Below are 19,596 nucleotides of genomic sequence, written 5' to 3'. Positions count from 1 at the left end.
TCATTCCCTCATGTTACGCCGAAACTCCGTCGTCTTGCTGCTGGCCGCGTTGGTGCTCCCGCCGGTTGGCCCGGCCGCCGCCGAACACTTTCTTGTCACCGTCTCCCACGACCTGCCGGATGCCCGTCCCGGTGCGGTCATCAGCGTGCCCGTGGCCGCAGTCCGCGCACGGTTGCCCGATTTGCAATTTGATCACGTGCAAGTGCGGCGGGCCGATACCGGCGCGCTGTTGCCGTTTCAGATCACCAACTTCACGCCGAATGTGCGGCCCGCCCAATACGACGACCTGTTGTGGCAATACGATTTCGCCGCCGGGGAGGGGAGCGCCACTTTCGTGGTCGAAACGACCGATACCGTGGTGCCGCCGTTTCAACCTCGAGTCTTCGCCCGCCATGTCCCGGAGCGTCTCGACGACTTCGCGTGGGAAAACGATCGCATGGCCCACCGCGCCTATGGTGCCCGTCTCAACACCGCCGAAGCCGGCGGCAGCCAACTGCGCAGCGCGGGGCTCGATTTCTGGGTCAAGCGGGTGCGCTATCTCGTGGTCGACCGTTGGTATTTGAAAGGTCACGACGCCTACCACATCGACAGCGGCGAGGGCCTCGACCTGTATTCGGTCGGTTCCAACAGCGGAGTGGGTGGCACGGTGTGGTGGAACCAAGGAGAGGTGCAATCCGCCGGTAACTGGCAGGCCGCGCGGGTTCTGGCCAACGGTCCCATTCGGGCGGTGTTTGAACTCGATTACGCTCCGATCACTCACGCCGGCGTGACGATCACCGAAACCAAACGCTTCACGGTCGATGCGGGCCGTCATCTCGATCGCATCGAAAGCCGCTTCACGGTGCGCGGGGGCGATGCGGTTACGATCGGCGTTGGCTTGACGCGCCGTGACGAGCTCACGCCGGAGGTGGTGATGGATGTCCCCCACGGCGTGTTGAGCAACTGGTCCCACTATCCGGACGAACACGGCGAACTTGGCACCGGGGTGGTGATGGATCCCCGGCAGCTGACGGGCTCCGGCAGCGATGATACCAACGACTACCTGCTCGCCACCGTATCCGACGGCACCGTGCTCACGGTTTACGCCGGAGGCGGCGGCACACTTTCCGGTGATTTTTCCGACCGCGCCGCCTGGGAGCGCTACCTTCAATCCTTCGCCCGACGCCTTGCCGCGCCATTGACCCTCACCCTGGACCCCGCCGACTAATGCGATTCCTCAAAACGCTTTCCCTGCTCCTTCTCACCTACACCTCACTGCTGGGCCAAGTGCCGCAGTTTGGCGGCGCCACACCGCTGGAGTGGTCGACGCGCATGGCCGAATCCGAGCGCGCCCGCTATGGCGAAACTTTGGATTTCGAAGGCGCACCCCGCGCCCGCTGGGATTACACCTCCGGTTTGCTTTCGGGGTTCATGCTCGATCTGGCCGAAACCATCGGTGACGACGGTCTGCGGGACTACGCCGAGGGAATCGTGGGCAGTTTTGTGGCCCCCGACGGCATGATCCGCACCTACAAGATGTCGGACTACAATATCGACATGGTCACGCCCGGTAAGGTGACGCTGCGGCTCTATGAACGCACCGGCGAGGAGCGTTTTAAAATCGCTACTGAGACGATCCGTGAGCAGCTCCGGCAACACCCGCGCACCCGCGAAGGCGGCTTCTGGCACAAGCAGCGCTATCCCCACCAGATGTGGCTCGACGGTCTCTACATGGCCGCGCCCTTTTACGCCGCCTACGGCAAAATGTTCCATGAGCCCGCGGCCTACGACGACGTGGCGAGCCAGATTCTGCTTATCGATCGGCACACCTATGTGCCGGAAGTGGGCTTGCACCGCCACGGTTGGGACGAAGCCCGCGCCCAGTCCTGGGCCGATCCGCAAACCGGGCTTTCGCCCAACTTCTGGGGCCGGGCCCAAGGCTGGTATGCCATGGCGTTGGTCGACACCCTGGATTTCATCCCCGGCATTCACCACGACGTCGAATCCATCGTCGAGGTGTTGCGGCGGGTCGCTGCCGGGATTGAGCGTCACCAAGATCCGGATACCGGAGTATGGTGGCAGGTGCTCGATCAGCCGCATCGCGAGGGCAACTACCTCGAGGCCACCGCCACGTCGCAGTTCCTCTACGCCCTGGCGAAAGCCGTGAACAAGGGCTACCTGCCGCGGGATCGTTACGAGCCGGTCATTCGCAAAGGCTACGCGGGACTCATCGAACAGTTTGTGCGCGTCAACGGCGAGGGACTGACCGATCTCACCCGTTGTTGTGCCGTCGCCGGTCTCGGTTACACCAACAGCGCCGGTCGTCAGCGCGATGGTTCGTTCGACTACTACATCAGTGAACCGATCATTGCCAACGATCCCAAGGGCACGGGTCCGTTCATCGGGGCCGGCATTCAGGTGCAGCAACTGCTCACGACCCCGGTCCATGCCACCCCGTTGCGGGTGACGGGGTGGACCGACTACGAGCGCGTGCTGGCTCGCATCAAGGCTCCGACGTTCCCGGATCGCGATTTCCCCATCACCGATTTTGGGGCCAGAGTGGGCGGACAGATGAAAGCGACACAAGCCATCGCCGATGCCATTGCCGCCGCCCACGCCGCCGGAGGCGGTCGCGTGGTGGTGCCGGCTGGCGAGTGGCTCACGGGCGCGATCCACTTACAGAGCAATGTGAACCTGCACGTCAGCGCCGGGGCGGTCCTCAAGTTCTCCACCGACCCCGCCGACTACCCGACGGTTTACACCCGCTGGGAAGGCGTCGAGTGCATGAACTATTCGCCGCTCATTTACGCGTGGAAGCAGCAGAACATCGCCGTCACGGGCGAGGGCACGCTCGACGGCCAGGCCGACTGGGATAACTGGTGGGGTTGGAACCGCAAGACGGCGGGCCAACCCACGCAACAGGTGACTGACCGCAACCGGCTCATCGCCATGGGCGAGAACGACGTGCCCGTGGCGGAGCGTGTCTTCGGGGCGGGCACGAAACTGCGACCCAACTTCATCCAGCCTTACCATTGCGAAAACATCCTCATCGAGGGCGTCACGATCCTGCGTTCGCCGATGTGGGAAGTGCACCCCGTGTTGTCCCGCAACATCACCGTGCGCGGGCTCAATATCGTGTCGCACGGCCCGAACAACGACGGCTGCAACCCCGAGTCCTCCCAGGATGTGCTCATCGAGGACTGCGTGTTCGACACCGGTGACGACTGCATCGCCATCAAGTCCGGGCGCAATAACGACGGCCGCCGCGTCAACGTGGCTTCCGAGAACATCATCGTGCGCAACAGCACCATGAAGGACGGCCACGGCGGTGTGGTGCTCGGCAGCGAGTGCTCCGGCCACATCCGCAACGTTTTCGTCGAAAACTGCACCATGGACAGCCCGAATCTCGACCGCGCCCTGCGTTTCAAAAACAACGCCGTGCGCGGCGGTATCCTCGAAAACGTCTTCATGCGCAATGTCACCGTGGGCACCGTTGCCGAAGCCGTGCTCACCATCGACCTCATGTATGAGGAAGGGCCGCGCGGGGATCACCTGCCCATCGTGCGCAACGTGGAGATCGACAACGTCACGAGCAGCGCCAGCCCGCGCATCATGTTCGTCCAAGGATTCGAAGGCGCGGTCGTCGAAAACATCCGCTTCAAGAACAGCACCTTCTCCGGCGTCACTGCGACCGATGTCCTGAACCATGCGGGCAAAATCACGTTTGAAAACGTGACCATCGCGCCCGCGGAAAAAGTTCGCGGTCGCAATTCCGTGCCGCCTCCGCCCGAGCCGGCCCAACCTTGACCGCGCTACCGTTAGCCCCTCGCTTTAGCTGGCCGTGATGACCGCGGCCACCATGGTGGGTCTCCCAACCCCCGTTCCCCGAATTCCCCATGATGCGTAAGGAAACTTCTTTTCTCGCCGTCGGCCTCGTCGCCGGCGCGCTCCTGACCGCGGTGGCGTTTATCGCCATCCAACGGTCCCAAGCCACGAGTGGCGGCGGTGGTGCCGACGCCCGCACCGTGCTCAAGCTCGGTCACGCGCTCGACCAATCCCACCCCGTGCACGCGGGCATGGAGTTCATGGCGGAGCGACTGGCCGCGATTTCCGGTGGGTCGATGGAGATCCAGATCTTCCCCAACGGCCAACTCGGCTCCGAGCCCGAGACGGTCGAACAACTCCAACGGGGCGCGCTCGCCATGGTGAAGACATCCGCCGCCGCCATGGAGGGTTTCGTGCCGGAAATGGCAGTCTTCGGTCTGCCGTATCTTTTCCGCGACAATGACCATTATTGGAACGTGCTCAACGGCGCGATCGGCAAGGAGTTGCTCGCGGCCGGTGCCCCGGTCGGCATCCACGGTCTCTGTTACTACGACTCTGGCAGCCGCAGTTTCTACACCATCGACGGTCCGGTGCTCGAGCCGGGTGCGGTGAAGGGCGAAAAGATTCGCACCCTGCAAAGCCGCATGGCGATGGATCTCATCTCGACCCTCGACGGCGCGCCGACGCCCATTCCCTGGGGCGAGCTCTATACTGCGCTGCAGCAACGCATGGTCGACGGGGCCGAGAACAATCCGCCCAGCTTCCTCTCCAGCCGCCACTACGAGGTGGCCAAGCATTACTCGCTCGATGAGCACACGCGCATTCCAGACATGGTGATTTTCAGTCAAACGATCTGGGATCGACTCAGCGCGCAGCAGCAGGCCTGGGTGGAGCAGGCGGCGGAGGAATCGGTGGTGTTTCAACGCCAACTTTGGGAGGAGAAAACGGCCGAGGCCCTCACGCAGGTCGAGGCCGCCGGAGTGACGGTGTATCGTCCCGACAAGGGACCGTTCGTCGCGGCGACCGCCCCGCTTTACACGCAGTTTACCGGCACCCCCATCGGCCGTCTGGCCGAGCGCATCCGGGAGGTGAAATGAGTTACCGTCTCGGCAATGAACCCACGCCGTCCAATCGTATCTGGGCGGCGTTCGTGATCGGCCTGCAATGGCTCACCATCGTGCTCTTCGCCCTGCTCACGCTCGACGTGTTGTGGGGCGTGGTTTCGCGCTACGTCGTCGGTTCGCAAAGCCGGTGGACGGAAGAATTCGCTATCTACGCGCTGGTGTGGGTGTCGCTCCTCGGTGCGACCCTCATGTTCCGCGAGCGCGGTCACCTCGGGGTCGACTACTTTGTGGGTAAACTGGACCCGGCGGCGCGTCGGCTTTCGGCGGTCATCGCGGAGGTCGCGATCATGGTTTTCGCGGCGTTCGTGCTCGTCTATGGTGGCGGGAAGTTGGTGATCGAGACGTTGCGGTCCGGTCAGGTCACGCCGGCCATGGGCTGGAAGGTGGGCTACATCAACGTGGTGGTGCCGCTGAGCGGATTGTTCATCATCGCTTTCTCGATCGAGCACCTCATCTCGGGTCGCACCACGGCCTCGGCCGATGAGATCGGAAAGGAGATTCTATGACCGTCGAGGTTCTGGTTTTATTGTTGCTGTTTGTGGGGCTGCTCGTGCTCAACACGCCGGTCGCGGTGTGCATCGGGCTCGCCGCCGCGGGCACCCTCGTGTGCATCGGAGGTGATTCCAACGGCTACATCATGGCGCAGCGCGTGTCGTCGGGCATCGCGAGTTTTCCGTTGCTGGCGATACCGTTCTTCGTGCTCGCCGGCGGTTTGATGGGGGAGGGCGGCATGGCGCGCCGGTTGACGAATTTTGCGTTCGCTCTCGTGGGCCGCCTGCCTGGCGGTCTTTCCTATGTGAATACGCTCACGTGCATGATGTTTGGCGCGGTGTCGGGCTCGGCGGCCGCGGCGGTTTCTTCAATCGGCGGTTCGCTGATTCCCGAGATGGAGGCCAAAGGTTACAAGCGGGAGTTTGCCGTGGCACTTACCGCGACGTCGGCCACGACGGGTCTGCTCATTCCGCCGAGCAACATCATGATCGTTTATGCGGTCGTCGCGGGCAACGTGTCGGTCGCGGCGCTGTTTCTCGCCGGGGTCATCCCGGGCATCGTGATTGGTCTGCTCATCATGGGGGTCAGTCTCATGCTCACACTGCGGTCCGGCGCGTTGAAATCGGCGTCCGGGGAGATGGCGGAAATCCCGCCGTTTGGCCGCGCATTGTGGGGTGCGTTACCCAGCCTGCTCCTCGTGATCATCGTCATGGGTGGCATCCTCGGCGGCGTGTTTTCCGCGACCGAGGCGTCGGCCATCGCCGTGGCCTATGCGTTTGTGCTGGGGGTGGTGGTGTATCGCGAGATTGCGCTTTCCCGCATGCCCGAGATTTTGCTGCGGGCGGCCAAGACGACCGCCGTGGTGATGCTGCTGGTGGGGACGAGTCAGGCCATGAGTTGGGTGCTCGCGTCGGAACGCGTGCCCCAGTTGGTGAGTGCGGCCATGATCGGCTTGTCCGATAACCCGCTCATCATCCTGCTCATGATCAATGTGCTGCTGCTCATCGTGGGCACGTTCATGGACATGACGCCGGCGGTGCTCATTTTCACGCCGATCTTTCTGCCGGTGGTCACCGCGTTGGGCATGGATCCGGTGCAGTTCGGCATCGTGCTCATCGCCAACCTTTGCATCGGTTTGTGCACGCCGCCGGTGGGCGCGTGTTTGTTCGTCAGCTGTAGTGTGGGGAAGACGAGTATCGCGCGGGTGGTGCCGCCGATGATCCCCTTCTTCTTCTCGATGTTGATCGGGCTGCTGCTCATCACCTATTGGCCGGCGCTCTCGATCGCGTTACCGCGGTGGTTGGGCCTGATGTAGACCGATGAAAACGCTGCGTTGGTGCTTCCTGAGTCTCGGATGGGTGATGGCGCTTTCCGCGGCGCCGAGTTGGCGCACGATTTTAGATCAACCGGACGATTGGTATGCGACCGACGAAGCCCGCGCGATCGCCGGGACGGTGATACAGTATCAAACCGAGTCCGGCGGTTGGCCCAAAAACATCGACATGACCGCGCCGCTCTCGGCGGAGTTTCTGGCCAGCACCGGCAGCGGGCGGGCACCGACGATCGACAACGGAGCGACGACGACCCAGTTGCGATTGCTGGCCCGCGTGGCGGCGGCAATCGATGACGAAACGTTGCGCGAAGCGGTGCGCCGCGGCCTGCGTTATCTGCTCGATGCCCAATACGAGAACGGCGGTTGGCCGCAGTTTTATCCGCTGCGCTCCGGCTACTACACGCACATCACTTATAACGACGATGCCATGATCGACGTGCTGGAGGTCGTGCGCGATGCGGCGGCGGGGGAAGGCGAATGGGCGGATGTGGCGTTCCCGTCAATGAGTGCGGAACTCCAGCGCGCGGTGGAGCGCGGTGTGGCGTGCCTGCTGGCCACCCAGGTGCGGGTCGACGGGCAACTCACCGCGTGGTGCGCCCAACACGACGCAAAGACGCTGGCGCCGGCGCCGGCGCGCACATTTGAACCCGTTTCGCTCTCCGGCGCCGAATCCGCCGGCATTGTGCGGTTTCTTATGAGCGTGGAAAATCCCACGCCACCGATCGAAGCCGCGATCGAAGCAGCCGTGCGGTGGTTTGAACGCGTGGCGATTCCGGGCCATCGGGTGGAGCGACCGCGGGATGCCGGCGGCAAGGCGGTGGATCAGATCCTGGTCGCCGACGCGGCCGCAGATGTCTGGGCGCGTTTTTACGAGATCGGCACCAATCGGCCGATTTTCGCCGGTCGTGATGCGGTGGTGCGTTACGACCTCGCCGAGGTGGAACTGGAACGGCGCCTGGGTTACGGTTACTACCGCACCGAGCCTGCTTCGCTCCTGCTCAAGGACTATCCGGCGTGGCGTCGTCGCGTGGCGCTCGCGTCAGACGATTCGGTGCTGTTCCTCGCGGGGGATTCGACCGTGGCCGACAAACCGCGCGCCGCGAATCCCGAGCGAGGGTGGGGACAATTGCTGCGTGAGTTCGCGTTGCCGGGTCTGCGAGTTGACAACCGGGCGGTCAATGGCCGCAGCACCAAGTCCTTTATCGACGAAGGGCGTTGGGACGCGCTCGTTGCGGACCTCGATGCCGGGGACTGGGTGTTGATTCAGTTCGGTCACAACGACGAAAAATCCCAGGACCCCACCCGTTACGCCGATCCCGGCGGTGCCTATCGCGACAACCTCATTCGCATGGTGCAGGACGTGCGCGCCCGGGGCGCCACGCCGTTGCTGGCGACATCGGTGGCGCGGCGCAAATGGGATGGCGATAGGATGGTGCCGACCCACGGCGAGTATCCGGCCGCCGTGCGTGCCGTGGCCGAACTGGCCGATGTGCCCCTGCTGGATATGGAAGCCCTCACCACGGCATTCGAAACAGCGCGTGGCATCGAAGGCTCGAAGGACCTGCACTTGTGGTTCGGGGCGGGAGAGCATCCGGTCCTCCGCGACGGCAAGGCCGACGACACGCATTACTCCTTTGAAGGCGCGCGCGCCGTGGCTCGACTTGCGGTGACCGAGATGCAGCGCCTCGGTCTGCCCTTGGCGCGACAATTTGCCGACACGGTCGTCGCCCTCGATGACCGCGGCGACTACACCTCAATTGAGCGGGCTGTCTACGGCGCACAGCAACAGCGAGCCGAACCCAGCAAGGAGATACGGTGGACGATTCTCGTGAAACCCGGCATCTATCGCGAACGTGTCTACGTGCAACGCGAGCGCGGCAACATCGCCCTGGTCGGCACGGACCCGCAGACCACCACGTTGGTCGAAGGCATTCACGCCAACATGCCCGGCCACGACGGCAAACCGATCGGCACGTTTCGCACGCCGACGCTACAAGTCGACGGCGACGGCTTTATCGTCGAAAACCTGACCATCGCCAACGACGCCGGCCCGGTCGGTCAGGCCTTGGCGATTCGCGTCGACGGCGATCGCGTCGTTTTCCGCCACTGCCGCTTCCTTGGTTGGCAGGACACGATTTTGGTCAATCGCGGCCGTCACTACTTTGCCGACAGTTACATCGAAGGCCACGTCGACTTCATCTTCGGTGGCGCGACGGCAGTGTTTGATCGCTGCCACATTCATTGTGTCGGCAAGGGCTACATCACGGCGGCGTCCACCCCGATGGATCATCCGCACGGGCTGGTGTTTCTCGATGGTCGTATTACCGGCGAACCCGACGTGAAGACCTTCCTCGGCCGACCCTGGCGGGCGCACGGGCAAACGAGCTTCGTGCGCACGCAGATGAGTGAAGTGGTGCGGACCGAGGGTTGGGACAATTGGCGCAATCCTGATCGCGAGAAGACCGCGCGCTACGCCGAATTCGGCAGCACGGGCGAAGGCGGCGCAACCGAGGATCGCGTGACGTGGGCGCGCCAGCTCACGGCGGAAGAAGCAGCGACACTCACACCGACGTCGATCCTCGTCGGCGAGGATGGTTGGGAAATTCCGTTGCCGATTTCACGCTAAATGCGGTGGCATGGAGGCGTGAAACCCCTCATCGCCGCTGCCTGCCTTTTCGGTCTCTCCATCCCTGCCTTCGCCGATTCGAGCGACCGGCTCAAACTCTGGTATGACGAACCCGCCGCGCAGTGGGTCGAGGCCCTCCCGGTGGGCAACGGTCGTCTCGGCGGCATGGTCTTTGGCGGCATCGAGATGGAGCGCATCCAGCTCAACGAAGACACCCTTTGGGGCGGTGGTCCGTTTGATCCGGCGCGGGAAGGCGCGCGCGAGGCGCTGCCGGAAATTCGCCGCCTGATTGCGGAGGGCGACTACACGGCCGCCCAAGCCATGGCGCAGGAGCGATTCATGGCCGATCCGATGAGCGAGATGCCTTACCAAACCGTGGGCGATTTGCTCATCACCATGGCGGCGAGCGAGACAGCGACTGACTATCGGCGTGAGCTCGACCTCGATAACGCAGTCGCACGCACGAGCTTCAAGCTCGGTGGCGCCACCCATACCCGTGAGGTCTACGTGAGTCCGGTCGACGACGTGATGGTGATCGAGCTCACCGGTATGAATCGTGCCCATCCGGAGTGGGGAGGTCAGCTCAATGCCAGCCTCGCCTTCCAATCACCACAGGAAACCACGGTCACCGTGGCGGACAACGGCGACCTTGTCCTCAGCGGCACCAACACCGATGCGGCGGGCATTGAAGGCAAACTCCGCTTCGAGGCCCGCCTACGGGTGGAGGCCGATGGCAACGTGGTGGTCAGCGGCGGTCAGATCCATTTACGCGGATCGACACGGGCGCGCCTGCTGCTCGCGGCGGCGACGAGTTTTGTGAACTTTAGCGACGTCTCGGGCGACCCGACCGAGCGTAATCTGGCCGTGCTCGATGCGGCTGCGGCCAAATCCAGCGAAGCGTTGCGCACCGCCCACGTGACCGAGCACCAACGGCTTTTCCGCCGGGTCTCGCTCGACCTTGGCACGACCCCCGCCGCCGAGCTGCCGACCGATGAACGCGTGTTGCAGTCGCGCGATCACGCCGATCCGGATCTGGCGTCATTGTATTTTCAATACGGGCGTTACTTGCTCATCAGCAGCTCCCGTCCCGGCACCCAGCCGGCCAACCTGCAGGGCATTTGGAACGCCAGTCTCTTCCCTCCCTGGAACAGCAACTACACGCTGAACATCAATGCGCAGATGAACTACTGGCACGCGGAGACGACCAATCTCGCCGAGTGCGTCGAGCCTTTGGTGAGCATGGTCCAAGACCTCTCTGTCACTGGCGCGGACATGGCGCGGGATCATTACGGCGCGGGTGGTTGGGTGGCGCATCACAACACCGATCTTTGGCGCTCAACCGGGGCGGTCGACGGTGCGTTCTGGGGCATGTGGCCGACGGGCGGGGCCTGGCTTTGCACGCACTTGTGGGAGCATTACCTGTTTTCGCAGGACAAGGCCTTCCTCGAGCGGGTTTACCCCGTCATGGCGGAATCGGCGCACTTTTTCATCGATACTTTGGTGGAGGAACCGACCAACGGATGGCTGGTGACGAGTCCTTCGATGTCGCCGGAAAACGCGCATCACAAAGACGTCTCGATTGTGGCAGGACCGGCCATGGATAACCAAATCCTGCGCGACCTCTTCAGTGCGGTGGTGCAGGCGGCTGGCATCCTCGATGCCGACGCGGAGTTTGCCGCCGAAGTCGAAGCGGTTCTCCATCGCTTGCCGCCCAACCAAATCGGAGCGGGCGGACAATTGCAGGAGTGGATCGAGGACTGGGACCTCGCCGCGCCCGAGCGGCATCACCGCCACGTGTCGCATCTTTACGCGGCCTACCCGAGTGCGCAGATCACGCCGCGCGGCACGCCGGAGTTCGCGGCGGCGGTGCGGCGTTCGCTGGAGTTGCGCGGGGATTTTGCCACGGGTTGGGGCATCGGCTGGCGCATGAACCTGGCGGCGCGTCTGGGCGACGGCGATTGGGCGCACTCGATTCTGGCGCTGCTCTTGAGCAGCGACCGCACGTATCCAAATCTCTTTGACGCGCATCCGCCGTTCCAGATTGACGGCAATTTCGGTGGCACTGCCGGTGTAGCCGAGATGCTTTTGCAATCGCACGCGGGTGAAATCGAGCTGTTGCCCGCGTTGCCCTCCGCTTGGCCCGACGGCGAAGTGAAGGGCTTGCGCGCGCGAGGCGGGTTTGAGGTGGATGTAAAGTGGGCCGACGGGAAGGTCGTGGCAACGACCCTGCGCTCCGAAAAAGGCGGCACCGCGAAACTGCGCCACGGCGACGAAGTAATCGATGTGGTGTTGCCCGCCGGCGGCGATATGACGGTGCGCTTTTAGTCCCGGTGTTGTCGGGTCATTTACGGTGAAACTCCAGCCACTCGTAAGGCTTGGGTTTAGGTGGGATTCCGGGGTGAAGTATGACTCCTCCGCCTGCCACCACGTAGGTGCCGTGGTAGCCGGCTGCGAGTGTTACTTTGATCTCCCGCAGGTTGCGCGGCCCTTGCACCGGAATCCCGAGACGGCCCCAAATGGCGCCTGCACGGGGGGGCGCGTTGACGAACACGACAATAGAGTAATCGGTGATTGCGTGAGGCATCGGGGAATCCGCCATGCGGTGACGCCACGTCTCTTCGATTTCCAAGGCCGCTTGCGGGCTTTTCACGGCGTCCGACAGGCGCTCGGGAGGCACGAAAGTGTAGTGCACGGTGATGTCGGTTGGATCCGGTCGAGCGAGACATCCCGATGCACCGAGGATGAGAGAGAGACAGCTCAGTGCTACGAAGAAAGGGGGTTTGAACATGGGATCAATGCGGGTTGCCCGTGGTGATTTAAGGAGGGATGCGGGTTGTGGCGGATGGCATTTCGGGCGGAAAAGGTTGCGACGATTGATCCGATGGTGAAGCCGACGAAGTGCGCGAGAGGAACCGGGGCGTAGCCGAGTGAGCTGGCGAATACGGTGTCGTTGGCGAACAACTCGAAGCCGGTTTTGAAGATGAACCCCACGGCGGCGAGGGCAGCGGTGGCCAGCGTGAAGCCGTGGCGTTCGCGCCAGCCGGTCGTAAAGAGACGGGCGACGATCAGGCCGAAGAGGGCGGAGTCGAGGCCGGAGAGCCCACGGTAGGTGGCGAACTGGGGGTGGAAGATCAGCACGGCCGAGCTGATGCCGATCGCAGACAACGCGAGGGTGACGGCGGTGGCGCGGCGAGACTCACGTTCGGCGAGCGTGCCGAGCAGGAGCAAGGCGGCGACATCCCACGTGAGGTGATCGGTGTCGAAATGGGTCAGGTGGCCGGTGAGGCCGCGCAACCACTGGACGTCGTGAATCACGGCATAACGATCGAGTTGAAGCCACGCGGTGGCGCCGGGAATGAGCGCGATGAGGACAGCAGTGAATGCGAGGCCGAAGGTGAGGAAGGGAAAGCGTTTCATGGTCGGGAGGGGTGGGTAGGCAGCGAGCTTGCTCGCGCTTGGCGGCGTGGTGGATGCGGAGCGCGAGCAAGCTCGCAGCCTACGGTGAGAAACGGGGAGCGAATGGAATGGCGGACGGGGTGAACGCGATGTTCGGGTGAGGTGAGGGAGACGTTTCACGCTCGGGAGGTAGGGTAGGCAGCGAGCTTGCTCGCGCTTGGCGGAGTGGTGGATGCGGAGCGCGAGCAAGCTCGCAGCCTACGTTGAGAAACGGGGAGCGAATGGAATGGCGGACGGGGTGAACGCGATGTTCGGGTGAGGTGAGGGAGACGTTTCATGCTCGGGAGGTAGGGTAGGCAGCGAGCTTGCTCGCGCTTGGTGGCGTGGTGGATGCGGAGCGCGAGCAAGCTCGCAGCCTACGGTGAGAAACGGGGAGCGAATGGAATGGCGGACGGGGTGAACGCGATGTTCGGGTTAGGTGAGGGAGACGTTTCGCGCTCGGGAGGTAGGGTAGGCAGCGAGCTTGCTCGCGCTTGGCGGCGTGGTGGATGCGGAGCGCGAACAAGCTCGCAGCCTACGGTGAGAAACGGGTTTGACCGGGCGGGAGCATGGGGCACCCGCCCGGTCGGTTCAGCACGGCTTCAACCCTGGCGCTTGGTGCGCTTCATCGCGTTGCGGCTGAGTTTGGTGGCCCAGAGCAACAGGGCGATGAAGGTGAGCATCACGACGTCTTGGCGTTCGAGCGCGCCGCCGCCACCGCCGCCTCCCTGGTGACTCACATGAGGAGCGGGCTGCGTGTAGGTCGGCTGGGCGGTGTCGACGCGGTAGCTTTTGACGGGTTGGGCGGCGCGGGCACTTTGCGCGGTGCGCTCCAGACCGACGCGTTGTTGGTTGCGCCGGTCGATGCCGCGGCGGGCAAAGGTCTCATCGTCGAGGACCACCATGGAGGTGTGGTCGGTCACGATCTGGTAGTGCACCCCGAGGTGCGTGATGGCGTCGTCGGACTCGCTCACCGGCATTTGCCCGGTGTTGGCCTTGAGCTCGATCTGCTCGATCTGCGCCATGGCCCAGAGGCGTTCGATCTCGGGATTGTCGGTGTCGACCTCGGGGAAGACGAAGTCGGTGGTGTAAACCTTGTCCTCGCCGGTGAGGCGGGCGTGCAATTTGACCGTGGCGGGGCCGGATTTTTCATAGCGACCGAAGATGACCTGCTGTTGGCCGCGGTAGATTTTCTTGGGGTTGTCGCCGGTGGTATCGAAGACACGCGCCCCGCTGAATTTGAACGACGCGTCATGCATCGCCTCGTGGGTTATTTTGGACTTTGCCAGAAGGATCTGGCCGACGATGTCGTCGGCGTTGCTGACGCCCGCGTAGAAACCGCCGGTGGCGTCGGCGATGGTGCGCATGAGCGGCCAGTTGGCGCTGTTGCCCATGAGGAAACCGAAGATCCGGATGTCGTATTGGCTGACGAGTTGGTGGAACTTGGCGGGTTCAACAATGCCTTGATTGGTGACGCCATCGGTAACGAGGACAACGCTCGTTGCGCGATCGGCGTCAAGGCCTCGGAGGCCCAGTTCAAGGCCTTCGTATATATTTGTGCCTCCACGTGGTTGGAGGGCTTTAACTCGCTCAACAGCAGCTTGGACAGCGGCGGGAGTGGCGGCGGTCCATCCCATGACCTCCTTGGCACGATTGCCGAATTCGATGATGCGAAATCGATCCTGGGCCGACATCTGGCCCAGACCCTGCGAAACGCCTTCGGCGAGGGTGTGAATCTTGCCCTGCATGGAACCGGACGTATCGAGCACGAACGCGTAGTCGGCTCCTTGGTTGAGCGGCTGCAGGTCGACGCCGGGCGTGACCACCATCATGAACGTGCCGGGCTGGTCGGCAGCGGCGCGGTAGGGGATGACCTCGACGCGACCGGGCAGGTTGTCGGCGAGGCGGTAGTAGAGCACGAAGTCGCGGTTGAGGCGGGCGCCGGGCTGGCTGAGCGTCACGCGATGGTGGCCCGTATCCAGATTCTGGATGGTGGCGACGTTCTCGAAGCCGGGCACGCGCAGGGCATCGACGGGCACGGCGGACTTGAGCTCGACGTTGAAGCGGAGCTCGCCCTCGACCTGGTCGTTGGACGACCAGAAACTCTGCGCGACCTCGTCCGTGCCCCCCTCCTCAAGAGGATAGACGTAGCGGCCCATGCCGGTGTCGATTTCGAGAGGCTGGTAGTAGACGAAACGCAGGTGCGCTTCGGCGCCGGCGCGCACGGGCGTGACCTTGAACTCGAAGGACTGGTAGCTGTGTTTGGAGCCGAGGCCGGCGTCGTTGCCGGCGGCCTTTTCCTCTTCGTAAACAGTCTGTGCTTCGGCGCGGGGGAGGACCTCGCCGTTGAGGATCTTCTCACCGTTGTTGATGGAGATCTCGGAGAGGCTCGCGCCGGTCGGGACCGGAAAGGAGTAGACCGCCTCGATGTCGTTGGGGTTGGGATTGAAGAAGGTCTGGAGAACCTCGGTTTGAGCGAACCCGTTGTTGATGGTCACATTGACCTGATGGGTGCGGATCTGAATCGGTGCGTGGCTCGATTCCACCGGAGTGAGGGTGCCGCCGGCGGAGACCGGGGCGGCGGTGAAGAGCGTTGTCGCGATGGCGATAACGGAGCTGAGCAGGATGGATTTGGTTTTCATATCTCGTTGGGGGTTGAAGTTGAACCAACGAAACCTGCCTTTGCTCAGGTGATGCCACTCAAGGAGATATATAACTTAAGTATCTGGACAGTAGCTAAATAAAAATAACTGCCGGATTTATAAAATGTCTTTAAAATACAAAACGTGACTATTAAAAATACAAAATAGGTATGAAAGATCTATTTCCCGACTCCGAAGCAACTTTTGCGGATTCGATTGTGCGATTGAACGCCACGAATCCCTTCACGCCGGAGCGCATCGCCTGCGAACGAGATGCCCTGGGCGACGAGTTTGATGAAACGGGGTCGGCGTGGAATACCCAGCCCCCTCAGAAAGCGCTTCACTTCAATCATCGAAGACTCACCGCACGGTGTGGTGAAGTCATTGAACGCGTGCGGGGAGCATGGTCGACGAAAGGTCGGGTAGCGGAGCGTGATCGCACACGTTACATCGAGATGGTGGGGTTCTGGTTGTATCAGAGTTACGCGGTGCAGTTTGACGGCGTGATTGAGCGGGCTCGGCAAGGCGATCGGGATGCGTTGCGACCGGGGTTTTATCGAAAGTTTCGCGCGGAGGCGGAGTGGTATTTCGGTCTGCCGGGCTTGGGGGATGATCATGGATTCGATCCGGATCATTTGTTCGCCTGTGCGTTTCAGATTCGGCGGGCGTTTCATCATGTGTTTCATTCGCTCGTGGGAGGTTCAGCTCCGATGGCGCGATTGCGGGCGGCGATTTGGCAGTCCATTTTTTCGCACGACCTGAGTCGGTATCGGCGGGTGTTGTTCAATCGGATGGGGGATTTTGCCACGTTGATCACGGGGGCGTCGGGCACGGGCAAGGAACTCGTGGCCCGGGCGATTTCGTTTTCCCGTTACGTGCCCTACAACCCCCGGGGAGGCGGGTTTTCCGAAAGTTTCACCGAGGCCTTTTATGCCCTGAATTTGTCCGCGCTTTCTCCGACTTTGATCGAGTCGGAACTGTTTGGGCACCGTCGTGGTGCGTTTACGGGCGCGGTGGCGGATCGTGCGGGGTGGATGGAACAGTGCCCCGCGACCGGCAGTGTCTTTTTGGACGAAATCGGCGATGTGGACGCTTCGATTCAGGTGAAGCTTCTGCGGGTGCTGCAGTCCCGCACGTATCAGCGACTTGGTGACACGGATTCGCGCGAGTTTCAGGGAAAGATCATCGCCGCGACGCATCAGGATCTGGTCGGTCTGATGCGGGCGGGGCGATTCCGGGAGGATTTTTACTACCGCCTGTGTTCCGATCTCATTCACACGCCCACGCTGCGGGAGCAGCTCGACGATTGTGAGGCCGATCTCGGTATCATGGTGGCGGCGATTGCGAGTCGTTTGGTTGGGGTGGCGGAGAGTGCAGATTTTGCGCGTGAAGCCCAGCGATGGATCGAACAAAATCTGGGGCCGCATTACCCGTGGGCGGGAAACTTCCGGGAGCTGGAGCAGTGTATGCGCAATCTCTTGGTTCGGGCAACGTATCGGCCGGCCGAAGCCATGGGACGCACGGACGATTGGTTGGATGCGGTCGCGACCGGAGGCTTGTCGGCCGAAGCGTTGCTGACGCATTACACCCGGCGGGTTTTTGCCCTGAGTGGCACGGTGGAGGAGGCGTCCAAGCGTCTGCAGCTTGATCGTCGCACGGTGCGGGCGCGGTTGCCGGCGGCGCCATTGAAGCGCGGACGAAGATAAGTGACATCGCGATAGTGTTGCGCAAAATAACACTCGATATGCGGATTAATGCCTGCGCTCAATCGCGATGAATCGCGTAAAGTTCACCCCCGATTTTAACCACTTAGTTCAATCCCATGCCTCGCGTTCTTATCACCACCACTTCGTTCCAGGATACCCCTGGTCCGCATCATCAATTGTTGGCCGACACGGGCTGGGAGATCGTCACGGCCCGCGGGCCCTTGAACGAAGCCGACACCCTGGCTCTGGTGGGTGATATCGATGCTTACATATGTGGTGATGACTTAATCACAACCGCGGTGTTGGAGAAGGCGCAGCCCCGATTGAAGGTGATTTCCAAATACGGTATCGGCGTGGATAAAATCGACGTCGCCGCGTGCAACGAGAGAGGTATTCCGCTGCTGTTCACGCCCGGCGTGAATCATACCACGGTGGCGGAACACACTTTCCTGCTTTTGTTGGCCCTGGAGAAAAACCTGCTGTTCCACACGGACTCCACCCGGGCGGGCACGTGGAAGCGCAAAACCGGACATGAGCTGCTGGAAAAGACCATCGGCATCATCGGTCTCGGTCGCATCGGCAAGGAAGTCGCGGTCCGGGCGCATGCGTTTGGCATGAAGATCATCGCGTTCGACGTGTGGTGGGACGAAGCCTTCGCCTCTTCGCACAACGTCACGCGGGCCGAGTCGGTGGACGATATTTACGCGGCATCGGATTACATTTCACTGCACACGAATCTCACCCCCGAGACCCGGGAGATGATCTGTGCCGAGACCATGGCCAAAATGAAACCCGGGGTATTGATCCTTAACTGCGCCCGCGGTGAAATCGTGCACACGGCGGATATGGCCGTGGCGTTGAAATCAGGGCAGGTTGGAGGCTACGGCACCGATGTGCTCGATGAAGAACCGCCGCCCGCGGATCACCCGTTGATCAATCTCCCGAATTGCGTGGTCACGCCTCACATCGGATCCCGCACGGCCGAGAGTGTCGTGCGACAGGCGACCAAGGCGGTGCAGAATCTCATCAACGTCGCCAGGGGCGAAAAACCTCTCGCTCAAGTGAACCCCGACATCCCGTTTTCCAACGGCAAACTCGACTGATCCCCTTTCCCCATGCCCGAGACCTTCTACATCGTTTCTGAATCCGATCACAACGCCCTCGTGGAGGCGGCCTATCGTCACCGCGGCTTCAATGCGGAGGAAGCGGCCGCCGGCGCCAAGTTGTGCGCTTCGGCCTCGCGCCATGGTATTCGCACCCACAACGGGATCAAAGCGCTGCATCTCGACCATTTGTTTGGCACGGGTTCGCAGGGTTGCGTGGCCGACGTCGAAATCGAGGAAAAGCCCTCCCGGTTTGCGGCGGCCAAAACCTGGAATGCCAACCGGAAACTCGGTCAGGCCACGGGATACGCGGCGCTCGAGGAGGCCATTCGTCTCGCCGATGAATACGGCGTGGGCATGGTCTCGGTCGACAATGCCTTCCATTACCTGTGGGGCGGTGGGTATGTGATGGACGCCGCCCAGCGCGGCTATGTGGCTTACACCAATTGCACCGCTTCACTCGCCGAGGTCGTGCCGTTTGGCGGCAAGTTCCCCACGCTCGGCACCAACCCGCATTCGTGGGGACTGCCGACCACCGATGCGCTGGGCTACCCGATCGTGATCGACTGGGCGACGTCGGTGATCGCGATGGGACGGGTTCAGCAACTCGCTCGGGAAGGCAAGCAACTCCCGCCTCAAGCTGCGGTCGATGCGAATGGGCAGATCACGACGGACCCCGCCCAGGTGAAGGCTCTGATGCCCTTTGGCGCCCACAAGGGCTACGGACTCTCCCTCATTAACGAGCTGATCGGCGCTTACATCGGCGGTTCGCTGCCCACGCTGCGCAACCGCTGGACCAACGTCGGTCCGGAGGAAAAAGGCACCTGCACCTTCTTTTTCCAAGTCTGGCACCCCGATGCCATGAACTGTGGCAATTTCGCGGCCGGTCGTTCGCAGGCCGCGAACGTCAAGGCCGTCATCGACGATGTGCTCAGCCATGGCAACGAGACGTGTATTTTGCCGGGGCAATTGGAAGCTCAAGCCGCCGCGCGGAGTGCTGAAGCCGGTGGTCTGTTGTTTAGCGCGGCGGAAGTCGCCGCATTCAACGAATTGGCGGTGGAAGCCGGCCAACCGGAATGGAATACGGCGACGATGCGAACGGTCGAGTCGTAGGGTCCACCCGGACGCACTAATCCGCCGCGGCCGCAAAGCTGCGGCGGCCGTGCCGGTAGCACTCAAGTGGGCGGCGGAACGGTCGATATAGGTGGGGATGTATCGAAGTCTGAGAAACCGGCGAAAATGGAGTCCGCGCATCGCGGCTGGGCGGAACGATTTCCATAGCGCGATGGGCACCGACAGCCTATGATGCTTGGCAGCCGATTACCGTTTCC

Annotated in this window: 13 protein-coding genes; 10 read left to right on the top strand and 3 right to left on the bottom strand. The window is 62.5% G+C overall.

The genetic code is table 11. The annotated features are described in order from the left end of the window. Window positions 1–10: 10 nt before the first annotated feature. The 7 genes from PXH66_RS13165 to PXH66_RS13135 all read left to right on the top strand — a co-directional run bounded on the left by PXH66_RS13165 (window position 11) and on the right by PXH66_RS13135 (window position 11,704). Complete coding sequence (locus PXH66_RS13165; protein ID WP_330928634.1) at window positions 11–1,207, top strand: DUF4861 family protein; 1,197 nt, start codon at window positions 11–13, stop codon at window positions 1,205–1,207. Next, window positions 1,207–3,786 carry a glycoside hydrolase family 88 protein gene (locus tag PXH66_RS13160; RefSeq protein WP_330928633.1) on the top strand — a complete coding sequence of 860 codons (2,580 nt, stop codon included), beginning with the start codon at window positions 1,207–1,209 and terminating at the stop codon, window positions 3,784–3,786. The genes PXH66_RS13165 and PXH66_RS13160 overlap by 1 nt, the downstream gene beginning before the upstream one ends. A gap of 92 nt (window positions 3,787–3,878) precedes the next feature. After that, window positions 3,879–4,901 (top strand): TRAP transporter substrate-binding protein, encoded by a 1,023-nt coding sequence (locus PXH66_RS13155; RefSeq protein WP_425609074.1) that lies wholly within the window; start codon window positions 3,879–3,881, stop codon window positions 4,899–4,901. Continuing rightward, window positions 4,898–5,434 (top strand): TRAP transporter small permease, encoded by a 537-nt coding sequence (locus tag PXH66_RS13150; protein ID WP_330928631.1) that lies wholly within the window; start codon window positions 4,898–4,900, stop codon window positions 5,432–5,434. The genes PXH66_RS13155 and PXH66_RS13150 overlap by 4 nt, the downstream gene beginning before the upstream one ends. Next, window positions 5,431–6,735, top strand: a complete 1,305-nt coding sequence (locus PXH66_RS13145) for a TRAP transporter large permease (protein ID WP_330928630.1) — start codon at window positions 5,431–5,433, stop codon at window positions 6,733–6,735. Before PXH66_RS13150 ends, PXH66_RS13145 begins: the two co-directional genes overlap by 4 nt. Before the next feature lie 4 nt (window positions 6,736–6,739). Further along, the gene (gene pelA / locus PXH66_RS13140; protein WP_330928629.1) at window positions 6,740–9,379 is read left to right on the top strand and encodes a pectate lyase; all 2,640 of its coding nucleotides are present in this window, start codon (window positions 6,740–6,742) and stop codon (window positions 9,377–9,379) included. Window positions 9,380–9,397: 18 nt separating this feature from the next. Then, window positions 9,398–11,704, top strand: coding sequence for a glycoside hydrolase family 95 protein (locus tag PXH66_RS13135; protein WP_330928628.1), 2,307 nt, complete (start codon window positions 9,398–9,400; stop codon window positions 11,702–11,704). A 16-nt stretch (window positions 11,705–11,720) separates the two neighbouring features. On the opposite strand, the gene PXH66_RS13130 is transcribed toward PXH66_RS13135, so the two are convergent. The 3 genes from PXH66_RS13130 to PXH66_RS13120 form a co-directional block, all read right to left on the bottom strand. Next, the gene (locus PXH66_RS13130) at window positions 11,721–12,167 is read right to left on the bottom strand and encodes a hypothetical protein (protein WP_330928627.1); all 447 of its coding nucleotides are present in this window, start codon (window positions 12,165–12,167) and stop codon (window positions 11,721–11,723) included. Beyond that, a complete protein-coding gene (rrtA, locus tag PXH66_RS13125) occupies window positions 12,143–12,796 on the bottom strand; it encodes a rhombosortase (RefSeq protein ID WP_330928626.1) in 654 nt (217 codons plus the stop codon). The genes PXH66_RS13130 and rrtA overlap by 25 nt, the downstream gene beginning before the upstream one ends. A gap of 620 nt (window positions 12,797–13,416) precedes the next feature. Beyond that, window positions 13,417–15,456, bottom strand: coding sequence for a VIT and vWA domain-containing protein (locus tag PXH66_RS13120; RefSeq protein ID WP_330928625.1), 2,040 nt, complete (start codon window positions 15,454–15,456; stop codon window positions 13,417–13,419). 170 nt (window positions 15,457–15,626) lie between these two features. On the opposite strand from PXH66_RS13120, the gene PXH66_RS13115 reads away from it, so the two are divergent. The 3 genes from PXH66_RS13115 (at window position 15,627) to PXH66_RS13105 (ending at window position 19,378) form a co-directional block, all read left to right on the top strand. Beyond that, on the top strand, window positions 15,627–17,162 hold the full coding sequence (locus PXH66_RS13115; RefSeq protein WP_330928624.1) for a sigma-54-dependent transcriptional regulator: 1,536 nt from the start codon (window positions 15,627–15,629) through the stop codon (window positions 17,160–17,162). 116 nt (window positions 17,163–17,278) lie between these two features. After that, window positions 17,279–18,265: a phosphoglycerate dehydrogenase gene (locus PXH66_RS13110; protein ID WP_330928623.1), complete on the top strand. Its 987-nt coding sequence runs from the start codon at window positions 17,279–17,281 to the stop codon at window positions 18,263–18,265. A 12-nt stretch (window positions 18,266–18,277) separates the two neighbouring features. Continuing rightward, window positions 18,278–19,378: an Ldh family oxidoreductase gene (locus PXH66_RS13105; RefSeq protein ID WP_330928622.1), complete on the top strand. Its 1,101-nt coding sequence runs from the start codon at window positions 18,278–18,280 to the stop codon at window positions 19,376–19,378. Window positions 19,379–19,596: the final 218 nt, after the last annotated feature.

The sequence above is a fragment of the Synoicihabitans lomoniglobus genome, from assembly GCF_029023725.1.
Classification (GTDB): domain Bacteria; phylum Verrucomicrobiota; class Verrucomicrobiia; order Opitutales; family Opitutaceae; genus Actomonas; species Actomonas lomonigloba.
Note: the sequence above shows the minus strand (reverse complement) of the source record. Positions and strands in the feature narration are given on the sequence as shown.